The 19,443-nt window shown below is 72.5% G+C and carries 20 protein-coding genes; 8 read left to right on the top strand and 12 right to left on the bottom strand.

Annotated features, from left to right (window positions below; genetic code table 11):
- Positions 1-16 precede the first annotated feature (16 nt).
- On the bottom strand, positions 17-1,825 hold the full coding sequence (locus tag E5083_RS21835; protein WP_135787378.1) for a S9 family peptidase: 1,809 nt from the start codon (positions 1,823-1,825) through the stop codon (positions 17-19).
- A gap of 27 nt (positions 1,826-1,852) precedes the next feature.
- On the bottom strand, positions 1,853-2,812 hold the full coding sequence (locus tag E5083_RS21830) for a glycoside hydrolase 5 family protein (protein WP_135787377.1): 960 nt from the start codon (positions 2,810-2,812) through the stop codon (positions 1,853-1,855).
- Positions 2,813-2,887: 75 nt separating this feature from the next.
- Here E5083_RS21830 and E5083_RS21825 point away from each other — a divergent pair, with 75 nt between their 5' ends.
- Positions 2,888-3,520: a TetR/AcrR family transcriptional regulator gene (locus E5083_RS21825; protein WP_135787376.1), complete on the top strand. Its 633-nt coding sequence runs from the start codon at positions 2,888-2,890 to the stop codon at positions 3,518-3,520.
- 32 nt (positions 3,521-3,552) lie between these two features.
- A complete protein-coding gene (locus E5083_RS21820) occupies positions 3,553-4,356 on the top strand; it encodes an SURF1 family protein (RefSeq protein ID WP_135787375.1) in 804 nt (267 codons plus the stop codon).
- Here the strand turns inward: E5083_RS21820 and E5083_RS21815 are convergent.
- The 7 genes from E5083_RS21815 to E5083_RS21785 all read right to left on the bottom strand — a co-directional run bounded on the left by E5083_RS21815 (position 4,353) and on the right by E5083_RS21785 (position 10,747).
- Positions 4,353-5,582, bottom strand: coding sequence for a hypothetical protein (locus E5083_RS21815; RefSeq protein ID WP_244317603.1), 1,230 nt, complete (start codon positions 5,580-5,582; stop codon positions 4,353-4,355). The genes E5083_RS21820 and E5083_RS21815 overlap by 4 nt on opposite strands.
- Positions 5,579-6,283, bottom strand: coding sequence for a SigE family RNA polymerase sigma factor (locus E5083_RS21810; RefSeq protein ID WP_167513599.1), 705 nt, complete (start codon positions 6,281-6,283; stop codon positions 5,579-5,581). The genes E5083_RS21815 and E5083_RS21810 overlap by 4 nt, the downstream gene beginning before the upstream one ends.
- 325 nt (positions 6,284-6,608) lie before the next feature.
- Positions 6,609-7,667: an aspartate-semialdehyde dehydrogenase gene (locus E5083_RS21805; RefSeq protein ID WP_135787374.1), complete on the bottom strand. Its 1,059-nt coding sequence runs from the start codon at positions 7,665-7,667 to the stop codon at positions 6,609-6,611.
- Positions 7,667-8,944 (bottom strand): aspartate kinase, encoded by a 1,278-nt coding sequence (locus tag E5083_RS21800; protein ID WP_135787373.1) that lies wholly within the window; start codon positions 8,942-8,944, stop codon positions 7,667-7,669. The genes E5083_RS21805 and E5083_RS21800 overlap by 1 nt, the downstream gene beginning before the upstream one ends.
- 157 nt (positions 8,945-9,101) lie before the next feature.
- Positions 9,102-9,761: a DUF5063 domain-containing protein gene (locus E5083_RS21795; protein ID WP_135787372.1), complete on the bottom strand. Its 660-nt coding sequence runs from the start codon at positions 9,759-9,761 to the stop codon at positions 9,102-9,104.
- Complete coding sequence (gene recR / locus E5083_RS21790; protein ID WP_135787371.1) at positions 9,754-10,353, bottom strand: recombination mediator RecR; 600 nt, start codon at positions 10,351-10,353, stop codon at positions 9,754-9,756. The genes E5083_RS21795 and recR overlap by 8 nt, the downstream gene beginning before the upstream one ends.
- Positions 10,354-10,405: 52 nt before the next feature.
- Positions 10,406-10,747 (bottom strand): YbaB/EbfC family nucleoid-associated protein, encoded by a 342-nt coding sequence (locus E5083_RS21785; protein ID WP_135787370.1) that lies wholly within the window; start codon positions 10,745-10,747, stop codon positions 10,406-10,408.
- Positions 10,748-10,988: 241 nt separating this feature from the next.
- Between E5083_RS21785 and E5083_RS21780 the strand changes: the two genes are divergently transcribed.
- From E5083_RS21780 to E5083_RS21770, 3 genes are all read left to right on the top strand, one after another.
- Positions 10,989-11,753, top strand: coding sequence for an SLATT domain-containing protein (locus E5083_RS21780; protein ID WP_244317602.1), 765 nt, complete (start codon positions 10,989-10,991; stop codon positions 11,751-11,753).
- Positions 11,754-11,855: 102 nt separating this feature from the next.
- Positions 11,856-12,623 carry an SDR family NAD(P)-dependent oxidoreductase gene (locus E5083_RS21775; protein WP_135787369.1) on the top strand — a complete coding sequence of 256 codons (768 nt, stop codon included), beginning with the start codon at positions 11,856-11,858 and terminating at the stop codon, positions 12,621-12,623.
- A gap of 17 nt (positions 12,624-12,640) precedes the next feature.
- Positions 12,641-13,636, top strand: a complete 996-nt coding sequence (locus E5083_RS21770; protein ID WP_135787368.1) for an SDR family NAD(P)-dependent oxidoreductase — start codon at positions 12,641-12,643, stop codon at positions 13,634-13,636.
- Between the two features lie 30 nt (positions 13,637-13,666).
- On the opposite strand, the gene E5083_RS21765 is transcribed toward E5083_RS21770, so the two are convergent.
- On the bottom strand, positions 13,667-14,032 hold the full coding sequence (locus tag E5083_RS21765) for a hypothetical protein (protein ID WP_135787367.1): 366 nt from the start codon (positions 14,030-14,032) through the stop codon (positions 13,667-13,669).
- Between the two features lie 435 nt (positions 14,033-14,467).
- On the opposite strand from E5083_RS21765, the gene E5083_RS21760 reads away from it, so the two are divergent.
- Positions 14,468-15,850, top strand: a complete 1,383-nt coding sequence (locus E5083_RS21760) for an aspartate aminotransferase family protein (protein ID WP_135787366.1) — start codon at positions 14,468-14,470, stop codon at positions 15,848-15,850.
- Here E5083_RS21760 and E5083_RS21755 read toward each other — a convergent pair.
- Complete coding sequence (locus tag E5083_RS21755; RefSeq protein WP_244317601.1) at positions 15,837-17,321, bottom strand: FAD-dependent monooxygenase; 1,485 nt, start codon at positions 17,319-17,321, stop codon at positions 15,837-15,839. The two genes, E5083_RS21760 and E5083_RS21755, sit on opposite strands and share 14 nt — an antisense overlap.
- Positions 17,322-17,365: 44 nt before the next feature.
- Between E5083_RS21755 and E5083_RS21750 the strand changes: the two genes are divergently transcribed.
- Positions 17,366-18,073 (top strand): TetR/AcrR family transcriptional regulator, encoded by a 708-nt coding sequence (locus E5083_RS21750; protein WP_244317600.1) that lies wholly within the window; start codon positions 17,366-17,368, stop codon positions 18,071-18,073.
- Positions 18,074-18,225: 152 nt separating this feature from the next.
- Positions 18,226-18,918 carry a GntR family transcriptional regulator gene (locus E5083_RS21745; RefSeq protein ID WP_135787365.1) on the top strand — a complete coding sequence of 231 codons (693 nt, stop codon included), beginning with the start codon at positions 18,226-18,228 and terminating at the stop codon, positions 18,916-18,918.
- On the opposite strand, the gene E5083_RS21740 is transcribed toward E5083_RS21745, so the two are convergent.
- Positions 18,915-19,406, bottom strand: coding sequence for an SRPBCC family protein (locus E5083_RS21740; protein ID WP_135787364.1), 492 nt, complete (start codon positions 19,404-19,406; stop codon positions 18,915-18,917). The two genes, E5083_RS21745 and E5083_RS21740, sit on opposite strands and share 4 nt — an antisense overlap.
- Between the last annotated feature and the right edge of the window lie 37 nt (positions 19,407-19,443).

The following is a 19,443-nucleotide window of genomic DNA, read 5'->3' as shown; positions in this document are numbered from 1 at the left end:
ACTTCTCCGAGCCCCCCTACTTCCCCGATCCCCCCAAGTGCCGCCGAGCGAAGTCCATCTCCAGCCGTACCTGCTTGATCCGCTCGTCCACCACCAGCGACCCGTGCCCCGCGTCATACCGGTACACCTCGTGCGGCGCACCCCGGTCGCGGAGACGCTCCACGTAGTTGTCGATCTGGCGGATCGGGCAGCGGGGGTCGTTGACGCCGGCGGAGATGTAGACGGGGGCCTTGACCTGGTCGACGTAGGTCAGCGGGGAGGACGCGGCGAAGCGGTCCGGGACCTCCTCCGGGGTGCCGCCCAGGAGGGTGCGGTCCATGGCCTTCAGCGCCTCCATCTCGTCGTGGTAGGCGGTGACGTAGTCCGCGACCGGCACCACGGCGATGCCCACCGTCCACGCCTCCGGCTGGGTGCCGATGCCGAGGAGGGTGAGGTAGCCGCCCCAGGAGCCGCCGGTGAGGACGAGGCGCTCGGGGTCGGCGAGGCCGGAGGAGACGGCCCATTCGCGCACCGCCGCCACGTCCTCCAGCTCGATCAGGCCGACCCGGTGCTTGAGGGCGTCGGTCCAGGCGCGCCCGTACCCGGTGGAACCCCGGTAGTTGACGCGGACCACGGCGTACCCCTGGTCCACCCAGGCCGCCGGACCCGCGGCGAAGGAGTCGCTGTCGTGCCAGGTAGGGCCGCCGTGCAGGTCGAACACGGTCGGGAGGGGGCCGGTGGCCCCGGCGGGCTTCTGGACGAGGGCGTGGATACGGCCGCCGGGGCCGTCCACCCACACGTCCTCCACCGCGACGGAGGGCGGGCTCTTCAGGCCGGGCGGGTCGAGTACGACGGCACCGCTGGTGGAGCGGACCACTGGCGGCTCGGCGGCGGAGGACCACAGGTACTCCACGCTGCCGTCGGGCCGGGCGGTCGCCCCGGAGACGGTGCCGGGCGGGGTGGGGATACGGTCCAGCTCACGGGTGGCGAGGTCGTAGCGGAACAGCTCGCTGCGGGCCTCGAAGCCGTGCGCGATCAGCAGGGCGGAGCCGTCCGGGTACCACTCGGCGGCCACGTCGCCGGGCAGGTCCAGCGGGAGGTCGGTCTCGGTGCCGCTCGCCACGTCCCAGACCAGCGGCTCCCAGCGGCCCCGGCGCTGGTGGCCGATGAGGAGGCGGGTGTCGCCGTCGACGGGGGCGAAGCCCAGCACCTCCAGGCCCAGTTCCTCGGTGCCGCCGCGGGTGTCGTCCAGGTCGGCGACGGCCGTGCCGTCGGGGCGCAGCACGCGCAGGGCGCTGTGCATGGCGTCGCCGTGCTCGGTGTGCTCGATCGCGATCAGCGTGCCGTCGTGCGAGAGGTCGCCGACGCCGGCGGACTCGCGGTGCCGGTAGATCTCCACCGGCGCCTCACCGGCGCGCGCGAGGTGGATCGTCGTACCGTCCTCGTCGGTCGACCGGCCGACCACGGCGGTCCGGCCGTCCCGGCCGAGGGCGAGCCCGGCCGGGTAGGAGGGCGCGAGGCCCGGTACGGCCGTCTCGTCGGGGCCGCCCCCGAAGGGCTGGCGGCGCCAGACCCCGAACTCGTCGCCGTCCTTGTCGTCGAACCACCAGATCCACGCGCCGTCCGGCGAGAGCACGCCGTCCGTGGTGCCGTTCGGCCGGTCCGTCGCCTGCCGCTGCGCACCGCTCGCGCGGTCCCAGGCGTACAGCTCGTAGGTGCCGGTCGCGTTCGACACGAACAGCGAGCGGTCGGGCGCGTCCTCGGCCCAGTCCGGCAGCGAGACCCTCGGCGCGCGGAACCGCTTCTCCCAGTCGGGCATCTCCACAGCTTCGTCAGCTTTGTCCATGCCCCCTAGGATCACCCGTCCACCGCCCTACGGGACACCCCTGAGCTGGGCAATGAGGTCGCGGTACGTGGCGAAGGCGGGTTTGGGCGTGTAGTCGTCGCGGACCAGCCCGAAGTGGTGGAACAGGCCGGGCCCGTGGCTGTCGGCGTCGCGCAGGGAGAAGAACGCGTAGGCGTCGACGCGGAGTTCGTCCGCGAGAGCGGCGACCGTGCGGACGACGGTGTCCAGGGTGGCGGCCTGACGGTCCTCGGGGCGGCCGGGACCGGTGGGCCAGCCGTTCTCGCAGACGCGGAGCGGGACGCCGGCCGGGATGCCGGCCTTGGGCAGGTGGGTGTCGCGGAAGGAGCGCAGTACGGCGGTGACCGCGCCGGCCAGCTTCTCGGCGGGCAGCGGGCGGAACACGTCGGGGAAGAAGTCGACGCCGACGTAGTCCAGGCTCGCCCGGAACTCGTCGTCGGCCAGGGCGGCCAGGTCGGACCAGAAGGTGTCGGCCGGGTCGAAGACCGGTACGGCGTTGAAGCCGACCGCGACCGGATGCCCCAGCGCGCGGACCTCCCGCTTGGCGGCGACGACACCCCGCACCAGGGCCTCCAGGACCCCCGGCACGCCGCCGTCCAGGGTCGGCAGCCGCACATTGGGTTCCTCGCAGATCTGGACCGACGCCAGCCGGGGCCCGTACGCCCGGACCGCCTCGCGGACGAACTCCGGCCAGCCGTCCAGGGCCCCGGTCGGCTCCCGGAACTGCAGGACGAGGTCGAGCCGGCGGCCCCGCCCGAGGTACTGCTCCGGGCCGGCCGGAGTGGGCGGCGGCGGGGGCACGGTCGCGGCGAAGGACCGGTAGGCGCGGACGGTGAGCGTCGGCGCGTCGCCCTGGAGCGCGTCCAGCGCGGCCCTCACTCGGCCGGGATCGTCCGGCGTGACCGGCTGGACGATCCCCTCGTCGTCCCCCAGCAGCCCGCCCGGATAGATGCCGAAGGTCAGTCCCATGGCCACCCCTCAGGAGTTTGGCGTCACCCTATTTTTGGTGTCGCCACAATTTTGGGGTGACGCTACCATGAGCCCGTGGGGCTACGAGAGACGAAGAAGCGGCAGACCCGTACGGCCATCGCCGACGCGGCGCTGGAACTGTTCCTGGAGCACGGCTTCGACCGGGTCACCGTCGCGGAGGTGGCCCGGCAGGCGGGCGTCTCCACCAACACGGTGTTCAACTACTTCCCGGCCAAGGAGGACCTCTTCTTCGACCGCGAGGCGGAGGTGGAGCAGCGCCTGGCCGTCCTGGTGCGGGACCGCGCCGTCACCGCCTGCCCGGTCGAGACGGTCCGCGACGACCTGCTGGACGCCCTCGCCCGCGACGAGCCCACCCTCGGCCTGCGCCCCGGCGCCGGCCGCTTCTGGCAGGTCGTCCTGGACAGCCCCGCCCTGCGCGCCCGCGAACGGGAGATCGGCGAGCACGCCGAGACCGCCCTCGCCGCCGCCCTCGCGGACCACCCGCCCCTCACGCCGTACGGACCCCCGCTGCCCGGCCTGCTCGCGGGCGCGCTGGCCGGTACCTACCGGGCGGTGCTGCGCGAGATCCGGGACGGGGTGCTGTCCGGCGAGGCCCCCGCCCGCGTCCGGGACACCGTCACCCCCGAGGCCGCCCGCGCCTTCGACGCCCTCTGCCGGGGCCTGCACCCCGTACCGGGCCCGGAGTGAAGGCGACAAAGGGGGCGCCGTACCTTTGGAGCGTGTACCGGTTTCTGCTGACACCCCGCTGGTGGGGCATCAACGTCTTCGTGCTGCTCGCCATCCCGTTCTGCGTGTTCATGGGGTCGTGGCAGCTCAGCCGGTTCGAGGGGCGGGTGCAGGACCATCGCGCCGCCACGGAACAGGCGGCGGACTCCCGCCACGAGGAGGCGGTGCCGCTCGCGCGGATGCTGCCCGTGGACAAGGCCACCTCGGGACGGCGGGTCGTGGTGAGCGGCGAGTACGGCAGGCAACTGCTCTCGCCCGGCCGTGAGCTGGACGGGAAGACCGGCTTCTACGTCGTGACCCTGCTGCGCACCGCCAGCGGCGAGTCCCTCCCCGTGGTCCGGGGCTGGCTGCCCGGTACGGCGGACCCGGCGAAGGCGCCGAAGCCCCCGGCCGGGAAGGTCACCGTCACCGGCGCGCTCCAGGCCCCCGAGTCGCCGGGCAGCAACGGCGTCCCCGCGACCGGCGGACTGCCCGCCGGGCAGACCAACGCCATCGCCCCGGCCTCCCTGGTCAACCTGGTGCCGGACAAGCTGTACGCGGCCTGGGTCACCCTCGACCGGGGCGACGCCGGGATGAAGGCGGTACCCGCCACCGCGCCGGCCGGGACCGGGCTCGACCTGAAGGCGTTCCAGAACCTCGGCTACACCGGCGAGTGGTTCGTCTTCGCCGGCTTCGTGGTCTTCATGTGGTTCCGCCTGCTGCGCCGCGAGGCCGAGGCCGCCCGCGACGCCGAACTGGGCCTGGCGCCGGACGGCACCGCCGCCCCCGAGGACGCCGGCACCCCGACCACCGTCTAACCCTCGGACTGCATCCCGGTGTAGTACACCGTCCCCGCGCACGCGTTCGGGACGGCGGCCGTCGCCGCCGCGCCGGCGGCCGCGCTGTACGTGACCTGCACGCTGCCGTCGGCCGGGCCGTCGACGGTGAGGAGCTGCGGGGCCGCGCCGACCGTGCCGCCGGTGTCCGTGGTGCCGGCCGTCGTACCCGTGTCGCCACTGGGCGAGGGGTCGGGCGAGGGTCCGCCGGTGGCCGAGCCGCTGCCGCCGGTGGTGCTGTCGCCGCCGCCCGGCACCGGGCAGGTCTCGGAGGGCACAAAGGCGAACTTCTCCGCGTACGCGCCGCCGGGCCGCAGCACCAGCGAGGACACCGAGAGCGCCGGGTCGGGCAGCCCGCTCGCCGCGTCGCCGGACACATGCGCGGCCACGCTCAGCTTGGCCTGGTCGGCCGCACCGACCGCCACCGCGCCGACCTGGCCCGCCCCGGTGACCGCGCAGGCGGTGCCGGAGACGTTGGCGACGCGGAAGCTGCCGTAGACCACGCCGGCGGAGTCGGGTCCGCTCGCGCTGCCCGTGACGCCGAGCTGGGCCGGGGTGCAGCTCGCGGTGCCGGAGGCGAGGCTCGCCGAGGGGTCCGCGGCGCCGGGCGCGCCGGACTCGCCGCCGCCCTTCTTGCCGGGCTCGTCCTTCTCGTCGCCGTCCTTGCCGGTGCCGGGCGCCTCGCCCGTGCTGCCGCGGGTGCCGCCGGTGGCGCCGCCGGAGGTGCGGCCCTTGCCCTCGGTGCCCTGCGTCGACTCGGACTGGCCGGCCATCGCGGTGTCGGGGTCGGTGCCGGACGTGTTGGAGACGTGCACCAGGGCCGGGATCGCGGTGCCGAGCAGCAGGGCGGCCGCCGCCATGCCGACCGCCGCGTGCCGCTTGCGGGCCCGGCGCGCGGGAACGGCCCGCCGCAAGTGCTCCAGCGAGCCGGTACGGGGCGCCACGTCCTCCACGGCGGAGTGCAGCAGCCGGCGCAGCGCCTGCTCGTCCGCCCCGAGGTCGTCGTCCAGGCCGTCGAGCAGGCCGTCGAGCCCGCCCAGCTTCTGTGTCTCCGCCGTTGGTGTCTCCGCGTCGGCGGAGGCGTCCGGACGGGCGGACTCCTCCCGGCGGCTGCCGTCGTTCACAGTTTCGTTCCCAGCGTGCGTCGGCTTGTCGTTCCGGTCGGCCCCCGTGGCTGACTCGTCGGCCGGCTCGTCCTGCTCGCTCATGTCTTGGCCCCCATGGACACCCGCAGCGCGGCGATGCCCCGTGAGCCGTACGCCTTCACCGAGCCCAGCGAGATGCCGAGCGTCTCGGCGACCTGGGCCTCCGTCATGTCCGCGAAGTAGCGCAGCACCAGCACCTCGCGCTGGCGGCGCTGAAGGCCCTTCATGGCCTTGATGAGCGAGTCCCGTTCGAGCTGGTCGTACGCCCCCTCCTCCGCGCTCGCCATGTCCGGCATCGGCTTGGAGAGCAGCTTCAGGCCGAGGATGCGGCGGCGCAGCGCGGACCGGGAGAGGTTGACGACCGTCTGGCGCAGGTACGCCAGGGTCTTCTCCTTGTCCCGGACGCGTTTGCGGGCCGAGTGGACGCGGATGAACGCCTCCTGCACGACATCCTCGCAAGAGGCGGTGTCGTCCAGGAGCAGGGCCGCGAGACCGAGCAGGGAGCGGTAGTGCGCCCGGTAGGTCTCGGTGAGATGGTCGACGGTGGTGCCGGCGGCCGCGTCACCCGCGGTGTCGTCGGCGCCGTCGCGCTGGCCGGGTATGCGGGTGGGGCGCGCGGCGGGCATCGGCGCGATCACCGGCATGCCGCCGGGCACACGCGGACGGAGTGCCGCACGGGGCGGCCGGAGCGCCGCCGCGCCGCGGGCTGCTGGGGATACGCCCGGCTCGAAGAGAGCCGGTGCGAGTTCGAGTACCTCTGCCACGCCAGTTGGACACGCGTACCCCCGGCAGGGTTGTACGTGCCGGGCGTCACATTCACGACGACCGACAGTTCCTCAAGTGCCGCCATGCGCCCCGCTCTTCCCCTACGCCTAGTTGAAAGGGCGTCACCACGCCCCACCGCGACGCCCCGCGCCCGGAATCCACGTCCCGCCGCACCAGGGTGAGGGCAAAGACGCTCCCGGTGCTCGCGCGGTTGCGGAGAACTGGGAGGGAAATCCTCTGTCGTGACGAAGGCCGGGTACAAGTGGTTTGGACCATGGTTCCGGCCACATTCATCAGGAGAATCCCATGAACATCACAGGATTCTCACATCATTTCAGCGGCCACCAGTTCGGCGATCTGGGCGGTGTTGAGGGCGGCGCCCTTGCGCAGGTTGTCGCCGCAGACGAAGAGTTCGAGCGCGGTCGGGTCGTCCAGCGCCCGGCGCACCCGGCCAACCCAGGTGGGATCGGTGCCTACGACGTCGGCCGGGGTGGGGTACTCCCCCGCCGCCGGGTCGTCGCACAGGACCACGCCGGGGGCGGTGGCGAGGATCTCGCGGGCGCCGTCCACCGTGACCTCGTCCTGGAAGCGGGCGTGGACGGTGAGGGAGTGGGTGGTGAGGACCGGGACCCGTACGCAGGTGACGGCGACCGGCAGGGCGGGCAGGCCGAGGATCTTGCGGGTCTCGTCGCGGACCTTCATCTCCTCCGAGGACCAGCCGTCCTCGCGCAGCGACCCGGCCCAGGGCACCACGTTGAGCGCGACGGGCTCCGGGAACGGCCCGGTCAGCTCGCCCACCGCCCGCCGTACGTCACCGGGCGCGGTGCCCAGGTCGGTGCCGGCGACCAGGGAAAGCTGGGCGCGCAGCGTCTCGATCCCGGCCCGCCCGGCCCCGCTGACCGCCTGGTACGAGGAGACCACCAGCTCGCGCAGCCCGAACTCGGCGTGCAGCGCGCCGAGGGCGACGATCATCGACAGGGTCGTGCAGTTGGGGTTGGCGACGATCCCGCGCGGCCGCGTCCGGGCCATGTGCGGGTTGACCTCCGGGACCACGAGCGGCACCTCGGGGTCCATCCGGAAGGCGCCGGAGTTGTCGACCACGACCGCGCCGCGCGCGGCGGCGAGCGGCGCCCACCGGGCGGCGACCTCGTCGGGTACGTCGAACATGGCGACGTCGACGCCGTCGAAGGCGTCCTCGGTGAGGGCGGCGACCTCGACCTCCTCGCCGCGCACGGCCAGCTTGCGGCCGGCCGAGCGCGGGGAGGCGAGCAGCCTGATCTCGCCCCAGATGTCCGCCCGTTGGGACAGGATCTGGAGCATCACCGCTCCTACGGCTCCGGTCGCCCCCACGACCGCCAGTGTCGGGCGACCGGTGCGCGCCATCAGCGGCCCGTGCCCCCGTAGACGACGGCCTCGTCGGTGTCGGAGTCGAGCCCGAAGGCGGTGTGCACGGCGCGGACGGCCTCGGGGACCTCGTCGGCACGGGTGACGACCGAGATGCGGATCTCGGAGGTCGAGATCAGCTCGATGTTGACGCCCGCGTCGCTGAGCGCCTCGAAGAAGGAGGCCGTGACGCCCGGGTTGGTCTTCATACCCGCGCCGACCAGGGAGATCTTGCCGATCTGGTCGTCGTAGCGCAGGGAGTCGAAGCCGATGCCGGGGCGGTTGCGCTCCAGGGCGTCGATGGCCTTGCGGCCCTCGGTCTTCGGCAGGGTGAAGGAGATGTCGGTCAGGCCCGTGGAGGCGGCCGACACGTTCTGCACGACCATGTCGATGTTGATCTCGGCGTCCGCGATGGTCCGGAAGATGGCCGCGGCCTCGCCCGGCTTGTCCGGCACGCCGACGACGGTGATCTTGGCCTCGGAGGTGTCGTGCGCGACACCGGAGATGATGGCCTGCTCCACCTGCTGTACCCCTTGCTCGATCGGCTCGCTGCTGACCCACGTGCCGCGCAGCCCGCTGAAGGAGGAGCGCACATGGATCGGGATGTTGTACCGGCGGGCGTACTCCACGCAGCGGTGGAGCAGCACCTTGGAGCCGGACGCGGCCAGCTCCAGCATGTCCTCGAAGGAGATCCAGTCGATCTTCCGGGCCTTCTTCACCACGCGCGGGTCGGCGGTGAACACGCCGTCCACGTCGGTGTAGATCTCACAGACCTCGGCGTCGAGCGCGGCGGCGAGCGCGACGGCGGTGGTGTCGGAGCCGCCGCGGCCCAGCGTGGTGATGTCCTTCTTGTCCTGGCTCACACCCTGGAAACCGGCGACGATGGCGATGTTGCCCTCGTCCAGCGCGGTGCGGATGCGGCCCGGCGTGACGTCGATGATGCGGGCTTTGTTGTGGACCGAGTCGGTGATGACACCTGCCTGGCTGCCCGTGAACGACTGGGCCTCGTGACCCAGCTTTTTGATCGCCATCGCCAGCAGGGCCATGGAGATACGCTCTCCGGCGGTCAGCAGCATGTCGAATTCACGTCCGGCAGGCATCGGAGACACCTGCTCGGCGAGATCGATCAGCTCGTCCGTCGTGTCGCCCATCGCGGAGACCACGACAACCACCTGGTTGCCGTTCTTCTTGGCTTCCACGATCCGCTTGGCGACGCGCTTGATGCCCTCGGCATCGGCTACGGAGGAGCCTCCGTACTTCTGCACGACAAGGCCCACGTGCGCTCCTCGCTCGGTTCGTTTGTGTCGGCTCAGTCTATCGAGCGTCCGAAATCCACCATCGCGCTCCCGCATGGTGAGACGTCGTCCGCCCGGACCCGAACCTGCCCAGCGGCACGCGGGCCACGCGGAAAGTGCCCCGCGTCACAGCAGCGCGCTAGCGCACCTGGCGGATGCCGAGCGGGGTGCCGATCTCCTCGGCCATGACGCGTCCGGCCTCCCGCTCCAGCGCGTCGTCGCCCAGGTCCTGGTCGGTGTCGAGGCCGTCCAGCTCCTCCAGGGGCTGGTTGAGGCGGACGTGGATGAGGACGGACTGCAGGGCGCGCAGCACGGCGGAGGCGGTGGGGCCCCAGTTGGAGAAGTAGGAGAACTGCCACCACCACAGCGCCTCGGCGGTGCGGCCGGCCCGGTAGTGGACCATGCCGTGCCGCAGGTCGGTGATGACGTCCGCGAGGTCGTCGGAGATCCGGGCGGCGACCGGCGCGGTGCGGGGCGCGTACGGGTCGAAGACCTCGGAGTAGACGTCGACCGGGTCCAGCAGGCGGGCCAGGTTCTCGCGCAGGCCGTCCGCGTCCGGCTCGGGGCCGGGGTCGGGCTCGTAGCGCTCGTCGGGGAGGAAGTCCTCGTGCGCGCCGAGGCGGCCGCCGGCCAGCAGCAACTGGGAGACCTCCAGCAGCAGGAAGGGCACGGTGGAACCGGGCTCGTCGCCCTTGGCGACCTCGGTGACGGCGACCAGGAAGCTCTCGATCTGGTCGGCGATCTGGACGGCGAAGTCGTCCGGGTTCTGCGACGTGGCGTGCAGCGTGGCGTCAGACATCTAGGAGTCGTCTCCCCTCGAAGGCGCGGCCGAGGGTGACCTCGTCCGCGTATTCCAGGTCCCCGCCGACCGGGAGGCCGCTGGCCAGTCGGGTGACCTTCAGACCCATGGGCTTGATCATGCGGGCGAGGTACGTCGCCGTGGCCTCGCCTTCGAGATTGGGATCGGTGGCGAGGATCAGCTCGGTGACGGTGCCGTCGGCCAGGCGGGCCAGGAGTTCCCTGATCCGCAGGTCGTCCGGGCCGACGCCCTCGATCGGGCTGATCGCGCCGCCCAGGACGTGGTACTTGCCCCGGAACTCACGGGTGCGCTCGATGGCCACGACGTCCTTGGGCTCCTCGACCACGCAGATGACCGAGGGGTCGCGGCGCGGGTCGCGGCAGATGTTGCACAGCTCTTCCTGCGCCACGTTTCCGCAGGTCGCGCAGAAGCGGACCTTGGCCTTGACCTCCAGCAGGGCGTGCGCGAGCCGCTTGACGTCCGTCGGCTCGGCCTGCAGGACGTGGAAGGCGATCCGCTGCGCGCTCTTGGGACCGACGCCGGGGAGCCGCCCCAGCTCGTCGATGAGGTCCTGGACCACGCCTTCGTACAACGGACTGCCTTTCCTTCAAGACCTTGCGGTACGTACGGTAGTTGCCCCGGCGTCAGAAGGGCAGACCGGGGATGCCGCCGCCGCCGAGTCCCTCGGCCAGCGGGCCGAGCTTCTGCTGCTGGAGGGCCTGCGCGTTCTCGTTCGCCGCCTGTACGGCCGCGACGACGAGGTCCGCGAGGGTCTCGGTGTCCTCCGGGTCGACGGCCTTGGGGTCGATCTTCAGCGCGCGCAGGTCGCCGGAGCCGGTCACGGTCGCCTTGACCAGACCGCCGCCCGCCTGGCCCTCGACCTCCGTGTTCGCCAGCTCCTCCTGGGCCCGCGCGAGGTCCGCTTGCATCTTCTGGGCCTGCTGGAGCAACTGCTGCATGTTCGGCTGGCCGCCACCGGGAATCACGGGGTGTCTCCTGTCTGTCTGCTGCTTGTCGGGCCGCTTCTCTGCTCGGCACGAGCCTACGTGGTCCACGCGGCCCTCGCGCTGCCACTCTTTCGGGTGAGCCCGCCTCCGGCCCCCTACCTGATCAACCCCCTCTTCCGGGCGTACCACCCCGCGAACGCGGCTCCCCGCCACCCATTGAGCGGTAGGAAGGACATCCCGCGCCGCCCCGGGGTGTCCCCCGGCCGCGCGACAGATGTTCATGTCCAGTAGGGAGGGCCGGGTGGGCCAGCCGGAGATGCAGCCCGAGGGTCCGCCGCAGGACGGACCGGACGCGGGCCCGGACGGGCCCCGGCCGGGCGATCCCGCCGGGCGGACCCTGCCGCTCGGTGACTGGGGGGAGCCCGCGCAGCGCCTGGACGAGTTGTACCGGTGGGTGGAGGGGGGGGCGCTGCGCACGGCGGACTGGTACCTCGCGGACCGGCTCTGGCGCCGCCGTGCGGCTCGCGCCCTGCGCGGCGGTACGGCGGCCGGGCTGGTCGTCGGCGCGGCGCTCCCCCTGCTGGACACGACCGGCGCGGTGTCCGGCTGTGCCCCCTGGGGCTGCCTGGCGCTGCTGCTGGCGGCGGCCTGTGCCGGTGTCGACCGCGGCTTCGGTCTCACCTCGGGCTGGCTGCGGGACATGGCCGCGGCCCAGGCGATCGACCGGCGTCTGCGGACCCTCCAGTTCGACTGGGCGGCCGAGAGCGCGCGGGAGGTGCTGGGTCCCGCCGAAGGCACGGCGGCCGAGGCGGTGGACCGCTGCCTGGGCATCCTGCGCCGCTTCTCGGAGGACGTGGCGGAGGTGGTCCGTACCGAGACCACGGACTGGCTGCTGGAGTTCCGTACGGGCCGCCCCCCGCTGTCGGTCCACACCGCCCCGTCCGCCCAGCGGCCGGACCCCACGGCTCCCGCGCCCCGGCACTTCCCCCCGCCGGGCGGCACGCGGCCCAACATGCCGCGCCAGCGCCCGCCGGAGCCCCGATAGAAATTCCCGCTCACGGGGGTACGAATTTTTCCCCTTTTCGCGTGCTCGCGGCCGGTGTGAGGGTGACAGGTGCATCACTCCGAAAAGAACGGGACAGCGGCCATGAGGCAGATACTCGAAGGCAAGACGGCGATCATCACCGGCGCCAGCAAGGGCATCGGACGGGCGACGGCGGAGCTGTTCGCCGCCGAGGGCGCCAATGTCGTGATCACGGCTCGCAGCCAGGGCGGGCTCGACGAAGTGGTCGAGGCGATCACCGCCGCGGGCGGGAGGGCCCTGGGTGTCGTGGCCGACTCGGCCGACCCGGCGGCGCCGGGCACCGTCTTCGGCAAGGCGATCGAGGCGTTCGGACAGGTCGACATCCTCGTGAACAACGCCGGATACGGCGACATGTACGCGATCGAGGAAACGACCGACGAGCACTTCGAAGAAGTGGTCAACATCAACTATTTCGGTGTTTTCCGTTTCTGCCGCGAGGCCGTACAGCATTTCATTCCGCGCAACGAGGGCGTCATCGTCAATGTGACGTCGGTCAACGGCGAACTGCCGGTGTGCGGTGTCGCGTACACCTCGACCAAGGGCGCGGTGAACACGATGACCAAGAACATCGGCATCCGGTTCAGCGGCACCGGCATCCGGTGCAACGCGGTCGCGCCGGGCGTCACCGACACGCCCATGGCGCAGGCGTGGGCGGCGGGTGACCTGCCGGGCGGGTCGACCATGCTCGAGTTCGCCGAGACCTACTCCAACCCCAAGCTGCCGGCGACGCGTCCCGAGGACCAGGCGAACGCCATCCTGTACCTGGCCAGCGACATGAGCCGCGCAGTCACCGGCCGGGTCCTCACCGTCGACAACGGCGCGTACATGTGAGCCGGGAGGTACGGAGCATGGCAACGGCACAGCACCCGGTCGGTTCCGGCTTCGGAGCCCACAGCACCGCCCGGGACGTCCTCGCGGACATCGACCTGACGGGGAGGCTGGCGGTCGTCACCGGCGGCTACTCCGGCCTCGGCCTGGCCACGACCCGCGCCCTGACCGGCGCGGGAGCCCGGGTCGTCGTCCCCGCCCGGCGTCCCGCCACCGCCGAGGCGGCCCTGGCCGGGCTGGACGGGGTGGAGGTCGGCCCGCTCGACCTCGGCGACCTGGACAGCGTCCGCGCCTTCGCGGACCGCTTCCTCGCCTCCGGCCGCGCGATCGACCTGATGATCGACAACGCGGGGATCATGGCCTGCCCGGAGACCCGGGTGGGTCCCGGCTGGGAGGCCCAGTTCGCCACCAACCACCTCGGCCACTACGCCCTGGTCAACCGGCTCTGGCCCGCTCTCGCGCGGAGTGCCGGGGACGGCGGAGCGCGGGTCGTCTCGGTCTCCTCCCTGGGCCACCAGCTCTCGGACATCCGCTGGGACGACCCGCAGTTCGAGCGCGGCTACGACAAGTGGCGGGCGTACGGGCAGGCGAAGACGGCGAACGTGCTCTTCGCCGTGCACCTCGACGCGCTCGGCCGGGACTCCGGCGTACGGGCCTTCGCGCTGCATCCCGGCAGCATCATGACCGAGCTGCAACGCCACCTTCCGGCGGAGGAGTTGAGCATCCCCGGCGGCTCCGGGGCGACCGAGCCCGAGGGCCGGCGGCTGAAGAGTCCGGAGCAGGGCGCGGCCACCCAGGTGTGGGCGGCGACCTCACCCCGTCTCGCGGGGCTCGGCGGGGTCTACTGCGAGGACTGCGAGGTCGCGGAGGTCCGGCCCGCGTCGCCGGGCGGCGGCATGTGGGAGGGCCTGGGTCCCGGCGTACGGGACTACGCCGTCGACCCCGGGGCGGCGGCCCGCCTGTGGCGCCTCTCCGCCGGTCTGACCGGTGTCGACGCCTTCGGGACGGCGCGGTGAACCGGGCGGTGTGATGCGCGGGGGCGCGGGCTACGGCCTCTCGGCGGACCGCCGGTAGATCAGACTCCCGGCGCCTCCGGTGTCCTCCCGCTTCAGCCGGCCGTCCGGCAGGAGTGTGAGGAGGCTGGGGGCGCCAGGGGTGCACGTGCCGGACGTGACGTCGGCCGCGCCGAGCCGTAACGGCCCGTCGACGTCGGGTGGTTGAGCCAGCTCGGCGGCGAACGCGCAGTGCCGGTGGGCGTCGTCCACGACGAGCGACAGCACCCGCTCCCCCACCTGCCCCTGGCCGAGGGTGAGCCGCCGGGTACCGGCACCGTCGACGCGAGCCTCCCACTCCCCGAGAAACCCCTCCGGGACCAGGCCCGCCGAGTCGGGCACGGTCGCCGTGTCCGACACCCCTCCACCCCGCACCAACGCCACCACAGTCCCCCCGGCCCCCAACAAAACGATCAGCCCCACCAGGACGAGCAGGACCGACCCCCGCCTTCCCCGCCCCTCGTCACTCCCCTCCGGATGCTCATACGCGGCCACCGACCGCGCCCTGCCGTCCCCCACCGCCGTATGTTCCCGCCCCTCACCAGCCGGGCCCCCACCCGTCCCGAACACCCAGTCCCAGTCCTCCCCCGGCCCCAACTCCCGCATGACACAACCGCCTTCCCCCGAAGCGCGCCGACGGCCCGAGGATAGTGCGGGCATACGGGGCAGGGCCGCCCCCTGCTCGACGCCCCGCGAAACCCGCCCCCACTCACGACACCCTGTCGCACATCCCACCCCCGCCCACAACATTCCGCCGATGTCGCGAAGACACCCCCACCCCCTACCCTCACCCGCATGACGCCTCAGCCGAACCCGGAGCAGACCCCCACCCCCGACCCCAGGGCCGGCGCAGCCGTGAAGGCCGCCGACCGGGCACACGTGTTCCACTCCTGGTCCGCGCAGGACCTGATCGACCCGTTGGCCGTAGCGGGCGCGGAGGGCTCGTACTTCTGGGACTACGACGGCAAGCGCTACCTGGACTTCACCAGCGGCCTGGTGTTCACGAACATCGGCTACCAGCACCCGGAGGTCGTCGCCGCGATCCAGGAGCAGGCGGCGAAGATGACGACGTTCGCGCCCGCCTTCGCCGTGGAGGCCCGCTCGGAGGCGGCCCGCCTGATCGCGGAACGCACCCCGGGCGACCTGGACAAGATCTTCTTCACCAACGCCGGCGCGGACGCGGTAGAGCACGCGACGAGGATGGCCCGCCTGCACACCGGCCGCCCCAAGGTGCTCTCGGCGTACCGCTCGTACCACGGCGGCACCCAGCAGGCGGTGAACCTGACCGGCGACCCCCGCCGCTGGCCGTCGGACAACGGCAGCGCGGGCGTGGTGCACTTCTGGGCGCCGTTCCTCTACCGGTCCCGTTTCTACGCGGAGACGGAGGAGCAGGAGTGCGCCCGCGCGCTGGAGCACCTGGAGACGACGATCGCCTTCGAGGGGCCCGGCACGATCGCCGCGGTGATCCTGGAGACGATCCCCGGTACGGCCGGAATCATGATCCCCCCGCCGGGCTACCTCGCCGGAGTACGGGACATCTGCGACCGCAACGGCATCGTCTTCATCCTGGACGAGGTGATGGCCGGGTTCGGGCGGACCGGTGAGTGGTTCGCGGCGGACCTCTCGGGGGTCGTCCCCGATCTGATGACCTTCGCCAAGGGCGTGAACTCGGGGTACGTGCCCCTGGGGGGCGTCGCCATCTCCCCCGAGATCGCGGACACCTTCGCAACGCGCCCGTACCCCGGCGGCCTGACGTACTCCGGGCACCCGCTGGCCTGCGGGGCGGCCGTCGCCACGCTCAACGTCATGGCCCGCGAGGGCATCGTCGAGAACGCCAAGCACCTCGGCGAGAAGGTACTCGGCCCCGCCCTCGCCACCCTCGCCGAGCGGCACCCCAGCGTGGGCGAGGTCCGCGGTACGGGCATGTTCTGGGCCCTGGAGCTGGTCAAGGACCGCGAGACCCGCGAGCCCCTGGTCCCCTACAACGCGTCCCCCGTGACCAACGCCCCCATGGCCGCCTTCGCCGCCACCGCCAAGAAGAACGGCCTCTGGCCCTTCATCAACATGAACCGCACCCACATCGTCCCGCCCTGCAACATCACCGAGCCGGAACTGAAGGAGGGCCTGGCAGCGCTGGACGCCGCGCTGACCACGGCGGACGAATTCACCTATAGCTGAGCAGGTCGGACCCGGCCCACTGACGGAGGGCAGGTTCCAGGCCGACGGGGTCGGTGGTGTCCGAGGCCCACACCACCACCCCGTCCGGCCGGACCAGCGCGCCCGCCACCCCGGCACCGTCGTCCCGCACCACCCGCGCCCGCCCGGCAGCCAACTCCCCGAACACCGCCCCCGCCGTACGGTCCAGCAGCAGGAAGCCGCCCTCGTGGGCGTGGTCCGACAGGCGGGTGCCGTCGCTCAGCAGCACGTCGGGGACGTAGCGGCCCGTCCAGGGGTGGGCGCCCGGCAGGGACACCCGTTGCGTCACGCCCGCGATCTGCTTCACCGCGTACGTCGTCCCGTCCCGCGTCCCCAGCAGATCCGCCAACACCCCCCGCAGCGCACCCGACTTGGGGTCACCCCGCAAGACTCCGATCTGGGCCCGCGTCCAGTCGAGGACCCACGCGCCCACGGGCCGGCGTTCCGCGTCGTACGTGTCCAGCAGGGCCTCCCGAGCGCGGCCCGAAGCCACTGCCGCCAACTTCCAGCCCAGGTTCACCGCGTCCCCCACCCCCAGGTTCAACCCCTGCCCCCCGAACGGCGGGTGGACGTGGGCCGCGTCGCCGGCGAGGAACACGCGGCCGGAGCGGTACGTGGCCGCCTGGCGGGTGTTGTCCGACCAGCGGGTCGGCGCCGCGCGCAGCCCCGTCAGCGTGACGTCCGTACCCGAGACGCGGCGCAGGCTGGACTGGACGTCGGCCAGGGTGACCGGCGCCGAACGGTCGGCCGGACCCCCGTCGAACTCGACCGTGGCGACGCGGCCGGGCTGGGGGCCGTAGCGGTAGACACCCTGGGGGGACCAGGACCAGCCGTCGGCGAGCTTCTCCGGGTCGGCCATGTCCACCACCGCCTGGTAGCCGGTGATCTCGGGATCGGTACCGGGGAACGGGATGCCCGCGAGGCGCCGTACGGTGCTGTGCCCGCCGTCGCAGCCGACGACCCAACCAGCGCGCAGCGAACCGGTGTTGGTGCCGACCACCACCCCCGAACCGGTGTCCTCCAGCGCGGTCACCTCCACGCCCCGCCGCACATGGACCCCCAGCCGTTCCGCATGCCCGGCGAGCAACTCCTCCAGCCGGGGCTGGGGAATCATCCGCGCCCCCTCCACAGCGGTGTGCGCGGCCAGCTCGGGGTCCGCCCAGTCCACCAGGCCGGGATCGAGGGGCATCCCCGCGAAGTGCCCCGTGAACCGGAACCCAGCCACCCCCAGCGTCTCCCGCTGAATCCGCTCCAGGGCGGGCAGCAGACCCCGCCGGTCCAGCGCCTCCGCAGTCGGCACGTTGATCGACTGCGCCCGCATCGCGGGGTCGGGCGAGTCCCGCCGTTCCAGCACCCGTACCGACACCCCACCGAGCGCCAGCTCGGCAGCGAGAGCGAGCCCCACAGGCCCCGCACCGACCACGATCACATCCGCATCTCTCTTCACGAACACCGTTCTATGAACGAACAGCGTTCGTGTCAAGCTACACTTGTCCCGTGAACGCGAAAGAGCGCCGCACCGCCCGCCACCGGCCCGCGCCCGCCGAAGACCCCCGGCCCCGCCGCCGCAAGGACCCGATCACCGTGGACCAGGTGGTCGAGACCGCGCTCGGGATCATCGCCACGGAGGGCTACGACGCCCTGACCATGCGCAGGCTCTCCGCCGCCCTGGACACCGGCCCGGCCTCGCTCTACGCCCACGTGGTCAACAAGGCCGACCTGGACGAACTCCTCATCGGCCGCCTCTGCGCCCGCCTGACCCTCCCGGACCCGGACCCCACCACCTGGCGGGACCAGCTACGAGGCGTCTGCGAGGCCCTGCGGGACCAGTACCTCCAGTACCCCGGCATCTCCCGCGCGGCCCTCGCCATGGCCCCCACCGACCTGGAGGCCCTCCGCGTCAGCGAGGGCATGCTCGCGATCCTCCTCACGGCCGGCATCGCCCCGCAGCGCGCCGCCTGGACCATCGACGCCCTGCTCCTCTACGTGGCCGCCCACTGCCTGGAGCTGTCGGTGGCCCACCGCAAGGCGGAGGACGGCGACGAGATCTGGCCCGCGGACAAGACCGACCTCCTCCACCGCCTGACCACCCTCCCGGCGACGGCCTTCCCCCACACCACCCGCCACGCGGCGGAGCTGACCTCGGGCACCCCCCACGACCGCTTCGACTTCACCGTGCGCCTGATGATCGACGGCCTCGCCTGAAGCGACCGTCACACCATCCCCCCACACATAAAGGGCACCGGGGCTGATGCCCGGCAGGGGTGAACGCGTAAGGTGACGTGCTCGTAAGGGGTTGTGGGAATAGGCACGGACGTACGAGAACGGCCCCATTCGTGTGAGGAGACTCCGGGACGATGCCCGGCTACGGCGCTGTGACGCGCAGTACCTTGCGGCAGCAGATCGCCGACGCGCTGCGCGACGAGGTGCTGGCCGGGCGGCTGCTGCCGGGGCGGGCGTTCACGGTGAAGGAGATCGCGGACCTGTACGGGGTCTCCGCGACGCCGGTACGCGAGGCCCTGGTCGACCTGTCGGCGCAGGCCCTGCTGGAGGCCGACCACCACCGGGGTTTCCGCGTCCCCGAGTACTCCCTCGCCGACTACCGGGGCATGATCGAGGCCCGTTCGCTGGTCACCGAGGGCATGTTCCGCGTCCTCGGCCAGGGCCACCCCGCCTTCGCGGACCCGAAGAACCCCGAGACCGCGGCCGCGCTCGCGACGGTACGGCGACGCGGCGAGGAGGCCCAGCGGGCGAACGCGGCCGGTGACCTCACCGTCCTCATCGGGTACGACCTCCGCTTCTGGCGCGAGCTGAGCGTGCTGTTCGGCAACCCCTACCTCGCGGAGTTCCTGCACCGCCTCCGCGTCCGCTCCTGGGTCTGCGCGGTCCAGCACCTCCGCCGCCTCCCCGAGGTACGCGGCCGCCTGTGGGCCGGCCACATAGACCTGGTCGACGCCCTGTCGTCCCACGACCCCGAGGCCGCCCGCGCGATCGTCGCCGCAGCCAACGCCCACGCCCTACAAATGGTCGAGGAACTCGCGGAGGGCTAGCGGTGCATCTCGGCCGCGTCGACCATCAGATCGAGCGCCCGCTGCATGTACCGCTGCCACAACGGCTTGAACGGCCCCCGCAGCACCCACCCACGCCCCCGGCGCGGCAGGAACTCATAGGTCCACCGGATGTTCGTCCCCGTGCCGTCCGGCAGGAACGAGAACTCTCCGCGCACCCCCTGCGCCAGGCCGTCGAGCACGTTGGTGAACCCGGTGAGTTCGTAGGCGAAGCCATGCGGGGCGGTGTACTCGGTCAGCCGCTCGGTGACGTGCGACCCGTCGGTGAAGTGCGGCTCCCGCGCGACCCCGGCCCGGTCCCACGTGTCGTGCTGCCCCTCGATGTGGCTCACGCCGGGGAAGAAGCGGTCCGCCTTGAACACCTCGGAGAGATCGATCGGCGCGATGACGGCGAACGCGGTCGCGGGTGCGACCGGCGTCCGGGCGTAGACGGTGATGGACACGGTCCGGTCTGTGCGGGTGATCAGCATGAGACAAGCATCTGCCGGTACGGCGCACGCAACCAGG

This window comes from Streptomyces bauhiniae, from assembly GCF_004784475.1.
Classification (GTDB): Bacteria; Actinomycetota; Actinomycetes; order Streptomycetales; family Streptomycetaceae; genus Streptomyces; species Streptomyces seoulensis.
This window is presented reverse-complemented; position numbering and strand designations above follow the sequence as displayed.

Excerpts from the sequence above, each read along its gene's own strand:
- E5083_RS21780 (WP_244317602.1), top strand. The coding sequence starts at position 10,989 with ATGTCCAGTAGGGAGGGCCGGGTGGGCCAGCCGGAGATGCAGCCCGAG.
- E5083_RS21745 (WP_135787365.1), top strand. The coding sequence starts at position 18,226 with ATGCCCGGCTACGGCGCTGTGACGCGCAGTACCTTGCGGCAGCAGATC.
- E5083_RS21760 (WP_135787366.1), top strand. The coding sequence starts at position 14,468 with ATGACGCCTCAGCCGAACCCGGAGCAGACCCCCACCCCCGACCCCAGG.
- E5083_RS21770 (WP_135787368.1), top strand. The coding sequence starts at position 12,641 with ATGGCAACGGCACAGCACCCGGTCGGTTCCGGCTTCGGAGCCCACAGC.
- E5083_RS21835 (WP_135787378.1), bottom strand. The coding sequence starts at position 1,825 with ATGGACAAAGCTGACGAAGCTGTGGAGATGCCCGACTGGGAGAAGCGG.
- E5083_RS21740 (WP_135787364.1), bottom strand. The coding sequence starts at position 19,406 with ATGCTGATCACCCGCACAGACCGGACCGTGTCCATCACCGTCTACGCC.
- E5083_RS21775 (WP_135787369.1), top strand. The coding sequence starts at position 11,856 with ATGAGGCAGATACTCGAAGGCAAGACGGCGATCATCACCGGCGCCAGC.
- E5083_RS21805 (WP_135787374.1), bottom strand. The coding sequence starts at position 7,667 with ATGGCGCGCACCGGTCGCCCGACACTGGCGGTCGTGGGGGCGACCGGA.
- E5083_RS21795 (WP_135787372.1), bottom strand. The coding sequence starts at position 9,761 with ATGTCTGACGCCACGCTGCACGCCACGTCGCAGAACCCGGACGACTTC.
- E5083_RS21815 (WP_244317603.1), bottom strand. The coding sequence starts at position 5,582 with ATGAGCGAGCAGGACGAGCCGGCCGACGAGTCAGCCACGGGGGCCGAC.
- E5083_RS21830 (WP_135787377.1), bottom strand. The coding sequence starts at position 2,812 with ATGGGACTGACCTTCGGCATCTATCCGGGCGGGCTGCTGGGGGACGAC.